Origin of the sequence: Nocardia alni (genome assembly GCF_019038435.1) — a bacterium.
GTDB classification, from domain to species: Bacteria; Actinomycetota; Actinomycetes; order Mycobacteriales; family Mycobacteriaceae; genus Nocardia; species Nocardia alni.
Map to the genome: position 1 here is coordinate 23,202 of NZ_JAGPOX010000026.1, position 15,620 is coordinate 38,821.

The following is a 15,620-nucleotide window of genomic DNA, read 5'->3' on the forward strand; positions in this document are numbered from 1 at the left end:
TTACGGTGGATGTCGTGAGTGGAGCGCAGCGGAACGAACCGTGGGCACAGCGTGCTTCGCTCACGATGGAGCCGAGCGCCAGCGAGGCGCAGTCGTGAGTGGAGCGCAGCGGAACGAACCGTGGGCACAGCGTGCTTCGCTCACGATGGAGCCGAGCGCCAGCGAGGCGCAGTCGTGAGTGCCGAGTTGGTGGAGGTTGTGCGGTCCGGTTTTCGGGAGTGCGTACACCGCGGCTCACTGGTGATCCTGGACCGCGACGGCGAGCCCGATGTCACGCTCGGCGAGGTGCACCTGCCGATCTTCCCGCGCTCGACCAATAAGCCGATGCAGGCGATCACCATGCTGCGCAACGGTTTCGAACCGATCGACGACGCCGAGCTGGCCATCGCCACGGCCTCACACTTCGGCGAGCCGGATCACATCGCGCTGGTGCAGCGGCTGCTGGACCGGTTCGGCCTGACCGAGAAGCAGCTCGAATGCCCGCCGGACCTGCCGTCCGAGGAGCAGGCCCGCGCTCAGGCGCTGGCCGGGCACGAGCGAGCGCAGCGAGCGAACAGTGGATACAGCCGCGCCGAGGCCGCACGCCGGATCTACATGAACTGCTCGGGCAAACACGCCGCCATGCTCGCCACCTGCCTGATCAACGACTGGCCCACGACCGGCTACCTGGACTCCGCACATCCGCTGCAGCAGGCGGTATGCGCGACGATCGCCGACATCACCGGGGAGCCGGAGACCGATCTGGGCATCGACGGCTGCGGCCTGCCCATCGTTCCGGTGTCGCTGGTGAATCTCGCCCGCGCCTACGCGGCGATGGCGACCGGCACGCCCGGGACGCCGCAACGCCGTGTCGCCGATGCGATTCGAGCCAATCCGCGAGTGATTTCCGGCACGGACGGCCCGGACCTGCTGACCATGACGGCAACCCCCGGACTGGTCTGCAAGATCGGCGCCGACGGCGTGCACGCCGGTGCGCTGCCCGACGGCCGTGCCTTCGCGTACAAGATCGACGATGGCCACGACCGCGCCCGCATGCCCCTGACGCAGGCAATACTTCGTCGGATGGGTGTCGAATGGACCGAAGCACACGCCGACCTGGGCACCCCCGCGGTACTCGGCGGCGGAGCACGGGTCGGCATCATCCGCGCGATCCCGGGATTGCTCGGATAACCCCCGTTCCGAGGGCGACAACCCGGCAAACACGGCTACTTCCGGAGTCATCACCCACTCCTGGAAGCGCAAGCGCCGGACACACGCTAGAGTGTCTGTCAGGAAGAGTATTAATTCGAACGGGGCCGCCAAAAACCCCAGGCCGCTCCGCAGTGACGTGAGGGGGTCAGAGCCATGGGCCGTGGCCGGGCTAAGGCAAAGCAGACCAAGGTCGCACGTGAGCTCAAGTACAGCTCGCCATCGACCGACTTCACGAGCCTTCAGCGCGAGTTGTCGGGGCAGGAACATTCCCGCAGCCCGCACCGTGACGTCATATCCGACGAGCACGACGACGATGTGTCGTCCCGTTGGAACAAAGACGACACAGAAGACGACCACGACAGCTGGCGTCGCTGACCCTGATCGACGTGTGAAGGGGGAGGCCGTGGTGGCCTCCCCCTTCACACGTCGATATGAGGTCCGATCCAGGTCGAGGGTCCGAATCACACGCTGAAGACTCACCGCATCGGCGTCCCGTGCCAACGGGACCTCGGTGCATTTTTGCTGTGTGCACAGTGGGCGCCACCCACTATCGAATAGACCGGATGTCCTATTCCTCCAAATCAATTGGACGAGTAGGACATCCGGTCAATTTTCGATAACGGTGCGCCGAAACGCACAATGGGTCCCCGCGGAATGACACCGCGGGGACCCGTTGTGCGAAACGAACTCTCAGAAGCGCTGGTGCTCACCGAGCAGGACGACACGATCGGCGTCGGCGTCCTTGGCCTTCTTGACCGTGCCCAGGGTCCAGCAGGTGATGTGGCGGGCCGTGAGGACGGCCTGGGCGCGGTCGGCATCCTCAGGAGCGACCACGGCGACCATGCCGACGCCCATGTTGAAGGTCTTCTCCATCTCGACGCGCTCGACCCGGCCGCGCTGGGCGATCAGCTTGAAGATCGGGTCCGGATTCCAGGTGCCTCGATCGAGTTCGGCGAGAAGGCCGGCGGGTATCACCCGGGACAGGTTCCCGGCCAGACCGCCGCCGGTCACGTGTGCGAAGGTGCGCACCTCGGTCTCGGCGACCAGGGCCAGGCAGTCCTTCGCGTAGATCCGGGTCGGCTCGAGCAGTTCCTCGCCCAGGGTGCGGCCGAACTCCTCGACATGCCCGGTCAGCGACATCCGGTCGATATCCAGCAGCACCTTGCGAGCGAGGCTGTAGCCGTTGGAGTGCAGACCCGTGGAGCCCATGGCGATCACCACGTCGCCCGGCCGGACCCGCTCGGGTCCGAGCACCTGATCGGCCTCGACGACACCGACGCCGGTGGCGGAGATGTCGTAGTGGTCGTCCCCCATCAGGCCGGGGTGTTCGGCCGTCTCGCCACCCAGCAGCGCGCAGCCCGCCTGGATGCACCCCTCGGCGATGCCGGACACGATCTGGGCGACCCGTTCGGGCACGACCTTGCCGACGGCGATGTAATCCTGCAGGAACAGCGGCTCGGCGCCGCAGACCACCAGATCGTCCACGACCATCGCGACCAGATCCAGGCCGACGGTGTCGTGTTTGTCCAGGGCCTGCGCGACCGCGAGCTTGGTGCCGACGCCGTCGGTGGAGGAGGCCAGAACCGGTTCGGTGTAACCGCCCTTGAGCGCGAACAGCCCGGCGAAACCGCCGAGCCCGCCCTGCACCTCGGGCCGAGTGGCCTTGCGGGCCAGGGGTGCGAACAACTCGACCGCGCGGTCACCCGCCTCGATATCCACGCCCGCGGCGGCGTACGAGGCGCCGCCCAGGCCGTCCACACCGGCACCACTCGGGGTCTGCTCAGTCATTTTCGGGGAAAGCTCCAAACCGATCAGGCGGATAGATGCCTGATCACGCTACCGGAGTCCGGTTACGACACTGCACCGGTATTGGCTTGGTGCTTCTACAAATCTTCCTCATTCCGGTGACGCCGCTGTCCAGGACCCTTACCGCAGGCCCGGCGTGTCCCGACTTCGCCGCCCGTACGCCCTGCGCAGCGCCGGAGCTATTGACATACATACCGTATGTTTGTAAGTCTGGACGCACAACGCACACACTCGGACATCGATCGCAGGGAGCACACCATGGCAACGAGCAGCGCACTCGGCCCGATCAACGAAGTCGAGCTGCCCGGCGGGCGAATTCGCTACCACGAGACCGGATCCGGGAGCCCGGTGGTCTTCGTGCACGGGCTGCTCGTGAACGCCGATCTGTGGCGCAAGGTGGCGCCCGGCGTGGCGGCCGCTGGGCATCGCTGTATCGCGCCGGACTGGCCCTTCGGCGCGCATTCGATTCCGGTGCCGGGCGCGGACCTGTCCCCGACCGGCGCGGCCGATCTGATCGCGGCCTTCCTGGACCGGCTGGATCTACACGACGTGACCCTGGTGGCCAACGACACCGGTGGGGCGATCACGCAGATCCTGTTGACGCGCAACCGGTCCCGGATCGAGCGCGTGGTGCTCACGGACTGCGACGCCTACGACGAGTTCTTCCCGCAGCCGTTCACGCCGCTGCCCCGGCTCGTCGCGATTCCGGGATTCCTGCGCCTGATGGTCGCCTCGATGGTCATTCGGCCCGCCCAGCGGCTGCCGATCGCCTTCGGCCTGGTGGCCAAGCGCCACCCGCCGGCCGAGATCGTGGACTCGTATCTGCTGCCCAGTCGCAAATCCGCGGGCATTCGCGCCGACCTGCGCCGGTTCCTGCGCGGTGTGCACAAGCGGCATACCCTCGCGGCCGCGGAACAGTTCCCGACGCTGGATCTGCCCGTGCTGCTGGTCTGGGCGAGCGAGGACAAAGCCTTCCCGCTCTCGTTCGCCCAGCGCCTGGTGGCCGATCTGCCCAACGCGACCCTGCGGACGATCGACGACTCGTTCGCCTTCATTCCCGAGGATCAGCCCGAGTTGCTCACCGAGATGATCGTGGAGTTCACTCGGCTGCATGCCACGCCGTAGTCAGGAGGACAGGTCCCGCGCCACCCGAACGGCGCTCGAGCAGGTCGGTCGCCGATTGTTCGCCGAGCGCGGTTACGCGGGTGTGTCGGCCGAGGAGATCGTGGCCGAAGCGGGGGTCACCCGGGGGGCTCTGCACCACCACTACGGCGATAAGAGAGGGCTGTTCGTGGCCGTGGTCGAACAGCTGGAGGCCGACAACACCGCCGAGATCACCCAGGCCGTGGCGGCCCTGCCGGATCCGACGGACATCCTGGCCGCGATGGCGGCTGGGCTGCGCACCTTCCTGGACATCAGCGCTCGCCCCGAAACGGTGCGGATCGTGATGGCCGATGCACCCGCCGTACTGGGCTGGGAGGGCTGGCGCGAGATGGAGGGCCGTCACGGCCTCGGGCTGATCACCACCGTCTTCGAGAGCGCCGCCGCGGCCGGGGTGACCGTCGAGGCTCCCGTGCGCGTGCTGTCACACCTGATCCTGTCCGCGGTGACCGAGGCGGGCATGCTCGTCGCGCACGCCGAGGATCCGGACGCCATGCGCGCCGAGGCCGAGCAGTGCCTGCTGCTGATGGTCGGCGGCCTGTTGCGCCCGCCCGCCTGAGGGGAGTCGCCGGGGTCCGGCCCCTCGGCCACGGGCCCAGAGATCAGTTACCTCACGGCGCGCACCCAGCATCGTCCTGCTGCCGGTCTCGGTCCTGGACCGGAGTGGTCGAAGTTCTCGAACTCTCGGGCGTGAGACCACGGTCCCCGCATTCGAGCATTACGGTGTAGTCGCGGCGGGCAATATGCATCCAGGTAGCACTGGACCATCGGTTCGGCGAGACCGAGCGCTCGGACCGACTCCGCGTCGTTCCGTATTCGGCTATCCGCTGTGGTCGGCGGCGAACAGCGCGGCCGACGCCTCGCGGCGGCGACGTTGTTCGACAGGATCGGGGACCGGGACGGCCGCGACCAGGCGCTGGGTGTACTCCTGCTCCGGGTGGCGCAGGATCTCGTCGCGGGTCCCCTGCTCGACCACGGAACCATTGCGCAGCACCATGATTCGTCCGGCCAGCTGATCCACCACGGCCAGGTCGTGGCTGATGAACAGGCACGCCCAGCCGAATTCTCGCTGCAGGTCGGCGAACAGCTCGAGCACGGTGGCCTGTACCGAGACGTCCAGGGCGCTGGTGGGCTCGTCCGCGATCAGCAGGTCCGGGTTGAGGACCAGTGCCCGTGCGAGGCTGGCCCGTTGGCGCTGGCCGCCGGACAGCTCGTGCGGATAGCGATCCTCGGCGCCCGCGGGCAGTTGCACCGCGTCCAGCAGGCTGCGTACTCGCGAGCGCAGGGCCTCGCCGTTGGCCGCTCGATGGACCACCAGGGGCTCGGCGACGCACTGGCCGACGGTCAGGCGCGGATTCAACGACGTTGCCGGATCCTGGAATACGAAGCCCAGACGCTTGCGCACCGGACGCAGTTTGCGCTCGGACAGGCCGGTCAGATCCTGCCCCTCGATCCGCACGATGCCCGAGGACGCCCGCTGCAACCCGGCGACGCACCGGCCTATCGTCGTCTTGCCCGAGCCGGATTCCCCGACCAGTCCCAGGGTTTCGCCCCGCGCGATCGTCAGACTCACCGAATCGACCGCGCGGAACGACGAACGCCCCAGCGCCCCGGCGAATTCCACGACCAGATCCACGACCTCGAGAACCGTCTCCGCGGTTGCGGGCTCACCTGCCGTTGCCGCGGTCGGCAGCGAATCTTCCTGTGGAGCATCCGACGACGCGGTATCCAGCCCCGCGCCCAGATGCGGCACCGCTGCGAGCAGGTCGCGGGTGTACTGCTCGCGCGGTGCGGCGAACAGATCGTGTACCGGGGCCGTTTCCACGACATGCCCGTCGCGCATCACCACCACGCGGTCGGCGAGATCGGCCACCACGCCCATATTGTGCGTGATCAGCACGATGGCGCTGCCGATCCGATCGCGCAGATCCCGCAGCAGCTCCAGGATCTCGGCCTGCACGGTGACGTCCAGGGCCGTGGTGGGCTCGTCGGCGATGATCACCTTGGGCTCGCACGCGATGGCGATCGCGATCATCACGCGCTGCTTCTGCCCGCCGGAGAGCTGATGCGGATAGAAGTTCACCCGGTGTTCCGGATCGGGCAGGCCGACCATCCGAAGTAGTTCCACCGCACGGGTTTTCGCGGACTTACGGCTCAATTTCGTATGTGCGCGCAGGGCCTCGCAGATTTGGAAGCCCACGGTGAACAGCGGATCGAGCGCCGAGCCCGGCTCCTGGAACACCATCGAGATCTCGCCGCCGCGCAGCGCGGTCAGCTGCTTCTCCGACATCGAGGTGATCGTGTGGGAGCCGACGGTGACCAGGCCGCGCACCCGTGCGGTCTTGGGCAGCAGACCTATCGCGGTCCGCGAACTCACCGACTTCCCCGAACCCGACTCGCCCACGATGGCCAGGACCTCGCCCGGATACACCTCGTACGAGACGTCGTCGACGGCGTTCACCGTACCCGCGTCGGTCGCGAAGGTCACCGACAGGGATTCGATCGACAGCGCGGTGGCGCCCTTCACTGCTTCGCTCATCCTTGCTCTCCCGCCGCCTCGGCGTTATCCCCGTCGGTACTCGGACCGCCCGTAGCGGCCCGGCGGGTGCGCAGCAACGGGTTGAGCACCTCGTTCAGGCTCTCGCCCACCAGCGTCATCCCGAGTACCACGAGAACGATTGCGACGCCGGGGAATACACCGGTCCACCAGATGCCGTCGGAGACGTCGGCGAGGGCCTTGTTCAGGTCGTATCCCCATTCGGCGGCCTGGGTGGGCTCGATGCCGTAGCCGAGGAATCCGAGCGCGGCCAGCGTCAGGATCGCATCCGAGCCGTTGAGGGTGAGAATCACCGGCAACGACTGCGTGACGTTGGGGAATATGTGCCGGAACAGGATTCGCCCGATCGACGCGCCCGTCACGCGGGCGGCGTCGACGTAGGGTTCGGTCTTCACCGCCACCGTCGCGTTGCGGACAACGCGAAAGTATTGCGGCACATAAATAACCGTGATCGCCACGGCCGCCGACAGCATGCCGCCCAGACTCGACGAGTTGCCGCCCGCCACCACGATCGAGACCACGATCGCCAGCAGCAGCGTCGGGAAGGCGTAGATGGCGTCCATGAACAGCACCAGCACCCGATCCAGCCAGCCGCCGACGTAGCCGGACACCAAACCCAGTGGCACACCGACGAACAGCGACAGCACCAGCGAGATCACGATGACCAGCAACGCCGTGCGCGCCCCGTACACCACCCGGGAGAACACGTCCTCCCCGCGCACCGAGGTGCCGAACAGGTGCTGCGCCGAGGGCGCCTGCTGCCGCACGAAATCCACGCCGTGCGAGGAGATCTGGGCGAATCCGTACGGCGCGATGAGCGGTGCGAACACCGCGACGAGGATGAACAGCCCGATCAGCGCGAGGCCGAAGATCAGCGTCGCCCGCTGCAACCCCGAGGTCAGCGAGAACAGCCGCAACCCGGGTATGCCCCGGCGCGGTATCGCCGGGACGACGGCGGGTTCGGCCAGCAATTCCGTGGTCATCAGAACCTCACCCTCGGATCGATCAGGGCGACAACGACATCCACCAGAAAGCTCACCACGGCGACGATCAGCGCCAGGAAGGCCACGATCCCCTGCACCGCGACGAAATCACGGGCCTGCAGATACTGTGCCAACTGGTACCCCAGCCCCTTCCACTCGAAGGTGATCTCGGTGAGTATCGCGCCGCCGAGCATCATCGCGATCTGCATGCCGACCACGGTGACGATCGGAATCATGGCGTTGCGGAACGCATGTCGCCCGGTCACCACCCGATCCGACAGCCCGCGCGCCCGCGCGGCGTCGACGAAATCGCTGCGAAGGGTCTGGATCAGGTTTATCCGCACCAGCCGCAGGAAGATGCCCGCTGTCAGCAGTCCCAGCGTGATCGCGGGCAGCACAGCGTGTTTCAGCACATCGAGGATGTATCCGTCGTCGCCGTACAGGATCGCGTCGATGATCAGGATATTGGTCTTCGGCGAGACGTTCTGCAGCGCGAGCTCGACATTGGTACTGGCCCGGCCCGCCACCGGCAGCCAGCCCAGTTTCACCGCGAACACCAGCTTGAGCAGCAGGCCCACGAAGAACACCGGCGCGGCGTAGGCCAGGATCGCGAACAGCCGCAACCCCACGTCCGAGGCCTTGTCCCGGCGCTTGGCGGCCACCCGGCCCAGCGGGATCCCGACCGCGAAGGCCACGATCAGCGCCCAGACCACCAGCTCCAGCGTGGCCGCGCCATAGCTGGCGATGACGTGGCTGATCGCCACATTGTCCTGGGAGCGACCGAAATCCCCGCGTGCCAGCCCGGAGATGTACTCCCAGTACTGGGTCAGGATGGGCCGATCGAACCCGGCCGCGTGTTTGCGCGCGGCGATCTGATCCGGTGGCAGCCGCCCGCCCAGCGCGGCGCTGATCGGGTCGCCCACGACCCGCATCAGGAAGAAGACGACGGTGACCAGGATCCAGGCCGTCGGGATGATCAGCAGCAGGCGCACACCCAGATAGCGCAGCAGCGCGCCGTAGCGAGATCCGCCGCGGCGCGGCACTGCCGGGGTGACAGGAGCCTGCTCCTGCTCGGTGCTCGCCGCCGTCATTTGCTCAGCACGCTGAAGCGGAACTCGTCCGCCAGGTCCAGCGTGGAGTCGACACCGTGCACACCCTTGGCCGCGACCGCGACCGATCTGCCCGACAGCAGCGGCACGATCGGCACGAACTTGTCGGCCAGATCCCGCTGGAGCTGTTCGAGCAGGGCGATTCGCTTCGCCTTGTCCGGCTCGGTCTCCTCGGCGACCAACTGCGCGTCGATGCCCGGATCCTGGAAGTGGCTCTGCAGGAAGTTGTCCGGGCCGACCAGCGGGAGCAGGTAGTCGTCGGCGTCCGGATAGTCCGGGTACCAGCCCAGCTGATACACCGGGTAGGCGTCCTTCGCCCGCTCCTTGTTGTATGTCACCCATTCGGTGGATTGCAGATTCACTCTGAACATCCCGGTCGACTCCAACTGATTCTTGATCGCCGCGTATTCCTCGGAACCGGACGCACCGTAGTGGTCCGGGTTGTACTGCAGGTCGATCTGCACCGGGGTCTGCACGCCGGCATCCGAGAGGTATCTGGCCGCCTCGGCCTTGTTCGGCCCGGCGCCGTAGATATCCGCATACGGTTTGATCGCACCCGCATACCCCTGCGGCACAAAGGAATACGCGGACGTATAGAGGCCCTTGTAGACCTCGCGGGACAGTGCGTCTCGATCGATACTGGAGGCCACCGCCTTGCGGACCGCCAGCTTCTGCTCGGGGGTACCGCCGGGCATCGTGTTCATGTTGAACACGATGTAGCGCAGCTCGCCACCGGGCCCCTCGTGCACGGTCACCTTGTCGTCCTTGCGCAATGAGTCCAGATCGGTGGGGCTCAGAGTGCGGTAGGCGACGTCGATATTGCCGTTCTGGATGTCCAGCTTCAGATTGTCGCTCGAGGCGTAGTACTTCTCCGACACCGTCGCGGTCTTCGGCGTGCCGAGAATGCCGTTGTAGGCCGGATTCGCCTGGTACTCAACGAGTTTGTTCTTGTCATAACTGGTGATGCCGTAAGGACCGGAGAAGCCCTTGCCCTTGACCACCGCGTCGTCGTCCAGCACCTTGTCGGCCGGGAACACCTTCTCGTCCACGATATGCCCCGCCGGAGTTGCGAGGATTTCCGAAAAGGTCTGGTCGTCGGGGTGTTTCAGGATGAACGCCACCGTCGTCGGATTGGGCGCGTCGGTGTGGTCCAGGTTGCCCAGCAGCGAGACCGGACCGTTCGGATCGGCGATCTTCTGCACCCGGTCGAAGGAGAACTTGACGCTCGCGGCGGTCAGCGGATCACCGTTGGTGAACTTCAGCCCGGGCCTCAGCGTGCACGTGTAGACCGTCGGGCCGGTGAACGAGCACTGCTGTGCGGCATCCGGTTTCGGCGTGGCCTCGCCCGGTGCGTAGTTCAGCACCTGCTGATAGATCTGGGCCTCGACCATGGACGAGCCCGCGTCGTAGGAGCCGGCCGGGTCGATCGAGAAGATCTTGTCCGTGGTGCCCAGGACCAGCCCGGTGCCCGCGCCGCCCGCGTTGGTGCGGCCGGCACCGCACCCCGCGACCGCGAACAGCGCCAAGCCCGCCATTCCCACCGCCGCAATAGTTGTGACCCGACCCGAACGAGTCCCCGTCGCCGTAAACCGCATGACCACCCTCATCTCGCAACGCGGCGCACACCGCTCCCGGTCGGGGAGCGGTGTAGGCCACGGTGAACTTCGATAGGGCGGAACGTTACTGTCAGGCCGTTTCGGATATGTTGCGGCTAGCAACAATTGTTCGTCGATCTGCTTATCCGATAGCCATTCCGGCCAGTTCTCCTCCGGAATCCATAGCAGGAAGCCGAGGAAATCTATTTTCATCAGGCTGAGCGGATCGGCAGGTTTCGCCGCCACCGTCACTTGCTCAGCACGCTGAAGCGAAACTTGGTGGACGGATCCAGGGTGCTGTCCACACCCTGCACGGACTTGGTCGAGACCGCGATCGCCTTACCCGACAGCAGCGGCAGGGTCGAGATGAAGTTCTGCGCCATCTCGGTCTGGATCTGCTCGATGATGGCCAGGCGCTTGTCCTTGTCCGGCTCGGTCGCCTCGGCGGTCAGCTGCGCGGTGATGGTCGGATCCTGGAAGTGGTTGCCCACGAAGTTGTTCGGCGCGTAGAACGGGGTCAGATAGTCGTCCGCGTCCGGGAAGTCCGGGAACCAGCCCAGTTGGTAGACCGGGTAGGCGTCCTGCACGCGCTGCTTGTTGTAGGTCACCCATTCGGTGGACTGCAGGTTGACCTTGAACAGCCCGGTGGATTCGAGCTGGTTCTTGATCGCCGCGTACTCCTCGGAGCTGGACGAGCCGTAATGGTCCGGGTTGTATTGCAGGTTCAGCGTCACCGGTGTCTGCACGCCGGCATCCGAGAGGAATTTGACCGCGGCGTCCTTGTTCGGCTTATCCCCGTAGACGGTCTTGAACGGCTCGATCGCACCCGGGTACCCCTGCGGCACAGGAGAATACGCGGGCTGATACGTGCCCTTGTACACCTGGGCGGCCAACGCGTCCCGGTCGATGCTGGAGGCCACGGCCTTACGGATCGCCAGCTTCTGGTCCGGGTTGTTGCCCGGCATGGTGTTCATGTTGAACACGATGTAGCGCAGTTCGCCGCCCGCACCCGAGTGCACGGCCACCTTGCCGTCCTTGCTGAGCGAGTCCAGGTCGGTGGGGCTCAGGCTGCGGTAGGCGACGTCGATATTACCGTTCTGGATATCCAGCTTGAGGTTGTCGCTCGAGGCGTAGTACTTCTCCGACACCGTCGCCGTCTTGGGCTTGCCCAGAATGCCGTTGTAACCCGGATTCGCCTGGTACTCAACGAGTTTGTTCTTGTCGTAGCTGGTGATCGTATAAGGGCCCGAGTATCCCTTGCTCTTGGCCACCGCGTCGTCGTCCAGCAGTTTGTCGGCCGGGAACACCTTATCGTCGACGATCGGCCCGGCCTCGGTCGCCAGGACCTGGGGGAAGGTCTGGTCGTTGGGGTTCTTGAGGGTGAATACGACCGTGGAGTCGTTGGTGGCGTCGGTGTGATCCAGGTTGCCCAGCAGCGAGGCCGGACCGTTCGGATCATTGATCTTCACCATGCGGTCGAAGGTGAACTTGACACTGGTCGCGGTCAGCGGGTCGCCGTTGGCGAACTTCAGACCCGGCTTCAGGGTGCAGCTGTAGGTGGTGGGTGTGGTGAAGCTGCACTGCTGCGCCGCATCCGGTGTCGGCGTGGTCGCACCGGGCGCGAAATTCATCAGGTGCTGATAGATCTGCGTCTCGGGAACGTAGGAACCCTGGTCGTAGGCCGCCGCCGGATCCAGCGAAAAGATCTTGTCGGTGGTGCCGATGACCAGCCCGGTTCCGCCACCACCCCCGGTGGTGCGGCCGGCACCGCACCCCGCGACGGCGACGAGCGCGAGGCCCGCCATCCCTACTGCCGCAATAGTTTTGATTCGGCCCGCTGGGGCCGCCGACATCCATGTCGTCGCTAACCGCATGACAATCCCTCATCTCGCAACGCGGCGCGCCCGGCCCGGATCGCGGACATGGGTGCAGCCGGTGTACTTCACTCTGGCGGGACAGTACCGCCAGTGCGTTGCGGATATGTTGCGTTTCGCAACAATTGGTCGCCAAGCCGACGAATTGGTAGTCATTCCAGCCAGTGTTCAGCCGAAATCCATGACAAGATCCTGGTCGAAGGCGTGCCACAGTAACAGGTGACCGCTCACATGGTCGGACGAGTGAGGGTTGGACGCCGCTCAGGGACGGCTCAGCGCGCTCGCATTCGCGTTATTGCCCAACAGCTCCGCCTCCGACTTACCGCCGAGGATGCCTTCGAGCATATTCTTCCCGATCGCCGCCTCGGTGGGCAGCGGAATCGGGTAGTTGCCGTCGAAGCAGGCACAGCACAGCCGCGAGCGCGGCTGCTCGGTGGCCGCGACCATGCCCTCGAGGGAGATATAGCCCAGGCTGTCGGCGCCGATGGAACGGCGCACGTTCTCGATCATCTCGTCGAAGGCGCTGCGCGCCAACGGATTCGCGGGCGCATTACCCGGCAGCTTGGCGGGTTCCGCCTCCGCGCCGTTGGCGATCAGCTCCGCACGCGAGGCGAAGTCGATGCCGTAGAAGCACGGCCACTTGACCGGCGGCGAGGCGATCCGGACGTGGATCTCCAGCGCGCCGGCCTCACGCAGCATCCGGATCAGCGCGCGCTGCGTATTGCCGCGCACGATCGAGTCGTCGACGACGACCAGGCGCTTGCCGCGGATGACCTCGCGCAGCGGATTGAGCTTGAGTCGAATACCCAGTTGCCGAATCGTTTGACTGGGCTGGATGAAGGTGCGCCCGACATAGGCGTTCTTCATCAGGCCCTGGCCGTACGGGATGCCCGAGCCCTGCGCGTAACCGACCGCGGCGGGGGTGCCCGATTCGGGCACCGGGATGACCAGATCGGCCTCGATCGGATGTTCGGTGGCCAGCCGGCGGCCGATGTCGACGCGGGTGGCGTGCACCGAGCGGCCGGAGATCGCGCTGTCGGGCCGGGCCAGGTAGACGTATTCGAAGATGCAGCCCTTGGGCTCCGGGTTGGCGAAGCGCAGCGAACGCACCCCGTCGGCGTCGATGGCCAGCAGTTCGCCCGGCTCGATTTCCCGCACGAAGGAGGCGCCGACGATATCGAGCGCGGCGGTCTCGCTGGCTACCACCCAGCCACGGTCCAGCCGGCCCAGGCACAGCGGGCGCACCCCATGCGGATCGCGGGCGGCGTAGAGGGTGTGCTCGTCCATGAAGGTCAGGCAGAACGCGCCGCGCAGGGTGGGTAGTAGCTCCATCGCGGCCTGCTCGATGCTCTTGTCGGCGGCGGCGTGCGCCAGCAGCGCCGTCATCACGTCCGAGTCCGAGGTGGCCGCGACCGAGCCGGGGCCGCGGTTGATCAGACCGAATTCCCGGGCGCGCGAAGCCAATTCGGCGGTGTTGACCAGATTTCCGTTGTGGCCCAGTGCCAGTCCGCTGCCGACGGCGGTGGTACGGAAGATCGGCTGCGCGTTCTCCCAGGTCACCGCGCCGGTGGTGGAGTAGCGGCAGTGCCCGATGGCGACGTGACCCGGCATGGCCGCCAGTGTCTGTTCGTCGAACACCTGGCTCACCAGGCCCAGATCCTTGAACACCAGCACCTGCGAACCGTCGGCGACCGCGATGCCCGCCGCCTCCTGCCCGCGGTGCTGCAGGGCATAGAGGCCGTAGTAGGTGAGTTTGGCCACATCCTCGCCCGGAGCCCAGACACCGAAGACGCCGCACTCCTCGCGGGGCTCGTTCTCGGGCTGATCCGGGGTGCGCGTGTGTGGCTCGAGGTCTTCGACCGGCACGTCGGTGTTGGTCACCGTTTGCTCCCTGTTCGGCGGGCTGGTAGCTCCCATCAGTCTACGGGTCGCCTGGACGAAACCCGCTTCGGGATCACCCCGATGGCAGGCCGTTTGCTGCTACGGTGCCTCCGTGGCGAGTACCGACACCCCGGACGTCAGTGTTGATGCCAAGCGCCTGAGCCCGATCCGGCTGGTGTTGCCGATCGTCGTGGCAACACTTGTTGCCGCATTGCTCGGCGTGATGTACCTCGACTACGTCGTGGATCCGCAGAAGAATCTGCACCACTTCCCGATCGCCCTGGTGAACCAGGATGTCGGCGACACCCTGCCCGGTCAGAACCAGCGGTCCAACTTCGGCGACCAGGTCACCGACGGCTTGATGAAGGCCGTGCCCGCCAATCAGTTCGACCTGCGACAGCTGGGCATCACCCAGGCGCAGCTGGAGATGGAGTCCGGGCAGGTCTACGGCACGATCATCATCCCGAGCGATTTCACCAAGCGCCTGGGCATCCTGGGCATAGGCAGCGTGGTGTCCGGCGACATCTCGCGCCCGACGATCACCCTGCAGACCAACCCACGCTCCGGGACGTTCGCGAGTTCGGTCGTCCAGCAATTCGGCGCCCAAGCGCTGTCGCAGGTGAACGGTACGGTCGGCAAGCAGCTGGTGCAGCAGGTCACCACGCAGCTGAAGGGGCAGACCTCGCAACTCAGCGGCGCGGCACTGCTGACGCTGAACCAGCCGCTGCAGATCGTGGTCGAACAGTTCCGGCCGCTGCCCAGCGGCTCGGGCCAAGGCCTGATCGCCTTCTTCTACGCACTGCTGCTGCTGATGGTCGGCATGCTCGGGGGGATGATCATCCACACCCTGATCGACTCCTCGCTGGGCTTCATCCCCACCGAATACGGGCCGTGGTTCGTGCACTTCCCGCGCACTCCGATCACCCGCGTCCGCACCCTGCTGCTCAAATGGGGGCTCATGGCGGTGACCGCGCTGGTCGGTTCCGGGGTACTGCTTGGCGTCGGCTCGGCACTGGGCATGACGATCACCCGGCCGCTGGCGCTGTATCTGTACGGCGCGTTCGCGATCATCGCCGTCGGATTCACCGCGATCTCGATCCTCGCCGCGATCGGTTCGGCGGGGCTGATCCTGAACACGATCCTGTTCATCGTGCTCGGGCTGCCGTCCTCGGGCGGCACCGTCCCGATCGAGGCCACGCCGAAGTACTTCGGCTGGCTGTCCGCCTTCGAGCCGATGCACCAGGTGTTCCTGGCGGTCCGCTCGATCGTCTACTTCGACGCCAACGCCGCGGCGGGCCTGTCGCGCGGGTTCTGGATGACCGCGCTGGGGCTGGCCATCGGCGTGGTTCTGGGCCTGGTGATCACACGCTTCTATGACCGCAAGGGACTCGAGCGCAAACCGCTGAACCGCGCCGAGCCGGCTGTGTAACCATCGCGCGGCGGAACGATTCCCCCGAGAAACG

General features: G+C 66.2%; 12 protein-coding genes. 5 read left to right on the forward strand and 7 right to left on the reverse strand.

The window, feature by feature from the left end; translation table 11 throughout:
- The first annotated feature begins 174 nt into the window (after positions 1-174).
- Entirely contained in the window at positions 175-1,170 is a 996-nt protein-coding gene (locus JZ791_RS12820; protein ID WP_216894481.1) for an asparaginase, read from the forward strand.
- Between the two features lie 174 nt (positions 1,171-1,344).
- Positions 1,345-1,566, forward strand: a complete 222-nt coding sequence (locus JZ791_RS12825; protein ID WP_216894482.1) for a DUF3073 domain-containing protein — start codon at positions 1,345-1,347, stop codon at positions 1,564-1,566.
- A 315-nt stretch (positions 1,567-1,881) separates the two neighbouring features.
- Here the strand turns inward: JZ791_RS12825 and purM are convergent, their stop codons facing one another.
- The gene (gene purM / locus JZ791_RS12830; protein ID WP_216894483.1) at positions 1,882-2,979 is read right to left on the reverse strand and encodes a phosphoribosylformylglycinamidine cyclo-ligase; all 1,098 of its coding nucleotides are present in this window, start codon (positions 2,977-2,979) and stop codon (positions 1,882-1,884) included.
- A 276-nt stretch (positions 2,980-3,255) separates the two neighbouring features.
- On the opposite strand from purM, the gene JZ791_RS12835 reads away from it, so the two are divergent.
- Positions 3,256-4,122, forward strand: coding sequence for an alpha/beta fold hydrolase (locus JZ791_RS12835; protein WP_216894484.1), 867 nt, complete (start codon positions 3,256-3,258; stop codon positions 4,120-4,122).
- A complete protein-coding gene (locus JZ791_RS12840; protein WP_216894485.1) occupies positions 4,109-4,717 on the forward strand; it encodes a TetR/AcrR family transcriptional regulator in 609 nt (202 codons plus the stop codon). Before JZ791_RS12835 ends, JZ791_RS12840 begins: the two co-directional genes overlap by 14 nt.
- Positions 4,718-4,978: 261 nt before the next feature.
- Here the strand turns inward: JZ791_RS12840 and JZ791_RS12845 are convergent, their stop codons facing one another.
- The 6 genes from JZ791_RS12845 to purF all read right to left on the reverse strand — a co-directional run bounded on the left by JZ791_RS12845 (position 4,979) and on the right by purF (position 14,193).
- The gene (locus JZ791_RS12845) at positions 4,979-6,697 is read right to left on the reverse strand and encodes an ABC transporter ATP-binding protein (RefSeq protein WP_216894486.1); all 1,719 of its coding nucleotides are present in this window, start codon (positions 6,695-6,697) and stop codon (positions 4,979-4,981) included.
- Positions 6,694-7,698, reverse strand: coding sequence for an ABC transporter permease (locus tag JZ791_RS12850; RefSeq protein ID WP_216894487.1), 1,005 nt, complete (start codon positions 7,696-7,698; stop codon positions 6,694-6,696). The genes JZ791_RS12845 and JZ791_RS12850 overlap by 4 nt, the downstream gene beginning before the upstream one ends.
- Positions 7,698-8,789: an ABC transporter permease gene (locus tag JZ791_RS12855; RefSeq protein WP_216894488.1), complete on the reverse strand. Its 1,092-nt coding sequence runs from the start codon at positions 8,787-8,789 to the stop codon at positions 7,698-7,700. Before JZ791_RS12855 ends, JZ791_RS12850 begins: the two co-directional genes overlap by 1 nt.
- Positions 8,786-10,342: an ABC transporter substrate-binding protein gene (locus JZ791_RS12860; RefSeq protein ID WP_216894531.1), complete on the reverse strand. Its 1,557-nt coding sequence runs from the start codon at positions 10,340-10,342 to the stop codon at positions 8,786-8,788. The genes JZ791_RS12855 and JZ791_RS12860 overlap by 4 nt, the downstream gene beginning before the upstream one ends.
- A gap of 308 nt (positions 10,343-10,650) precedes the next feature.
- On the reverse strand, positions 10,651-12,207 hold the full coding sequence (locus JZ791_RS12865) for an ABC transporter substrate-binding protein (protein ID WP_216894532.1): 1,557 nt from the start codon (positions 12,205-12,207) through the stop codon (positions 10,651-10,653).
- A 330-nt stretch (positions 12,208-12,537) separates the two neighbouring features.
- The gene (purF, locus tag JZ791_RS12870; RefSeq protein ID WP_438804514.1) at positions 12,538-14,193 is read right to left on the reverse strand and encodes an amidophosphoribosyltransferase; all 1,656 of its coding nucleotides are present in this window, start codon (positions 14,191-14,193) and stop codon (positions 12,538-12,540) included.
- A 76-nt stretch (positions 14,194-14,269) separates the two neighbouring features.
- On the opposite strand from purF, the gene JZ791_RS12875 reads away from it, so the two are divergent.
- The gene (locus JZ791_RS12875; RefSeq protein WP_308162900.1) at positions 14,270-15,586 is read left to right on the forward strand and encodes a DUF3533 domain-containing protein; all 1,317 of its coding nucleotides are present in this window, start codon (positions 14,270-14,272) and stop codon (positions 15,584-15,586) included.
- Positions 15,587-15,620: the final 34 nt, after the last annotated feature.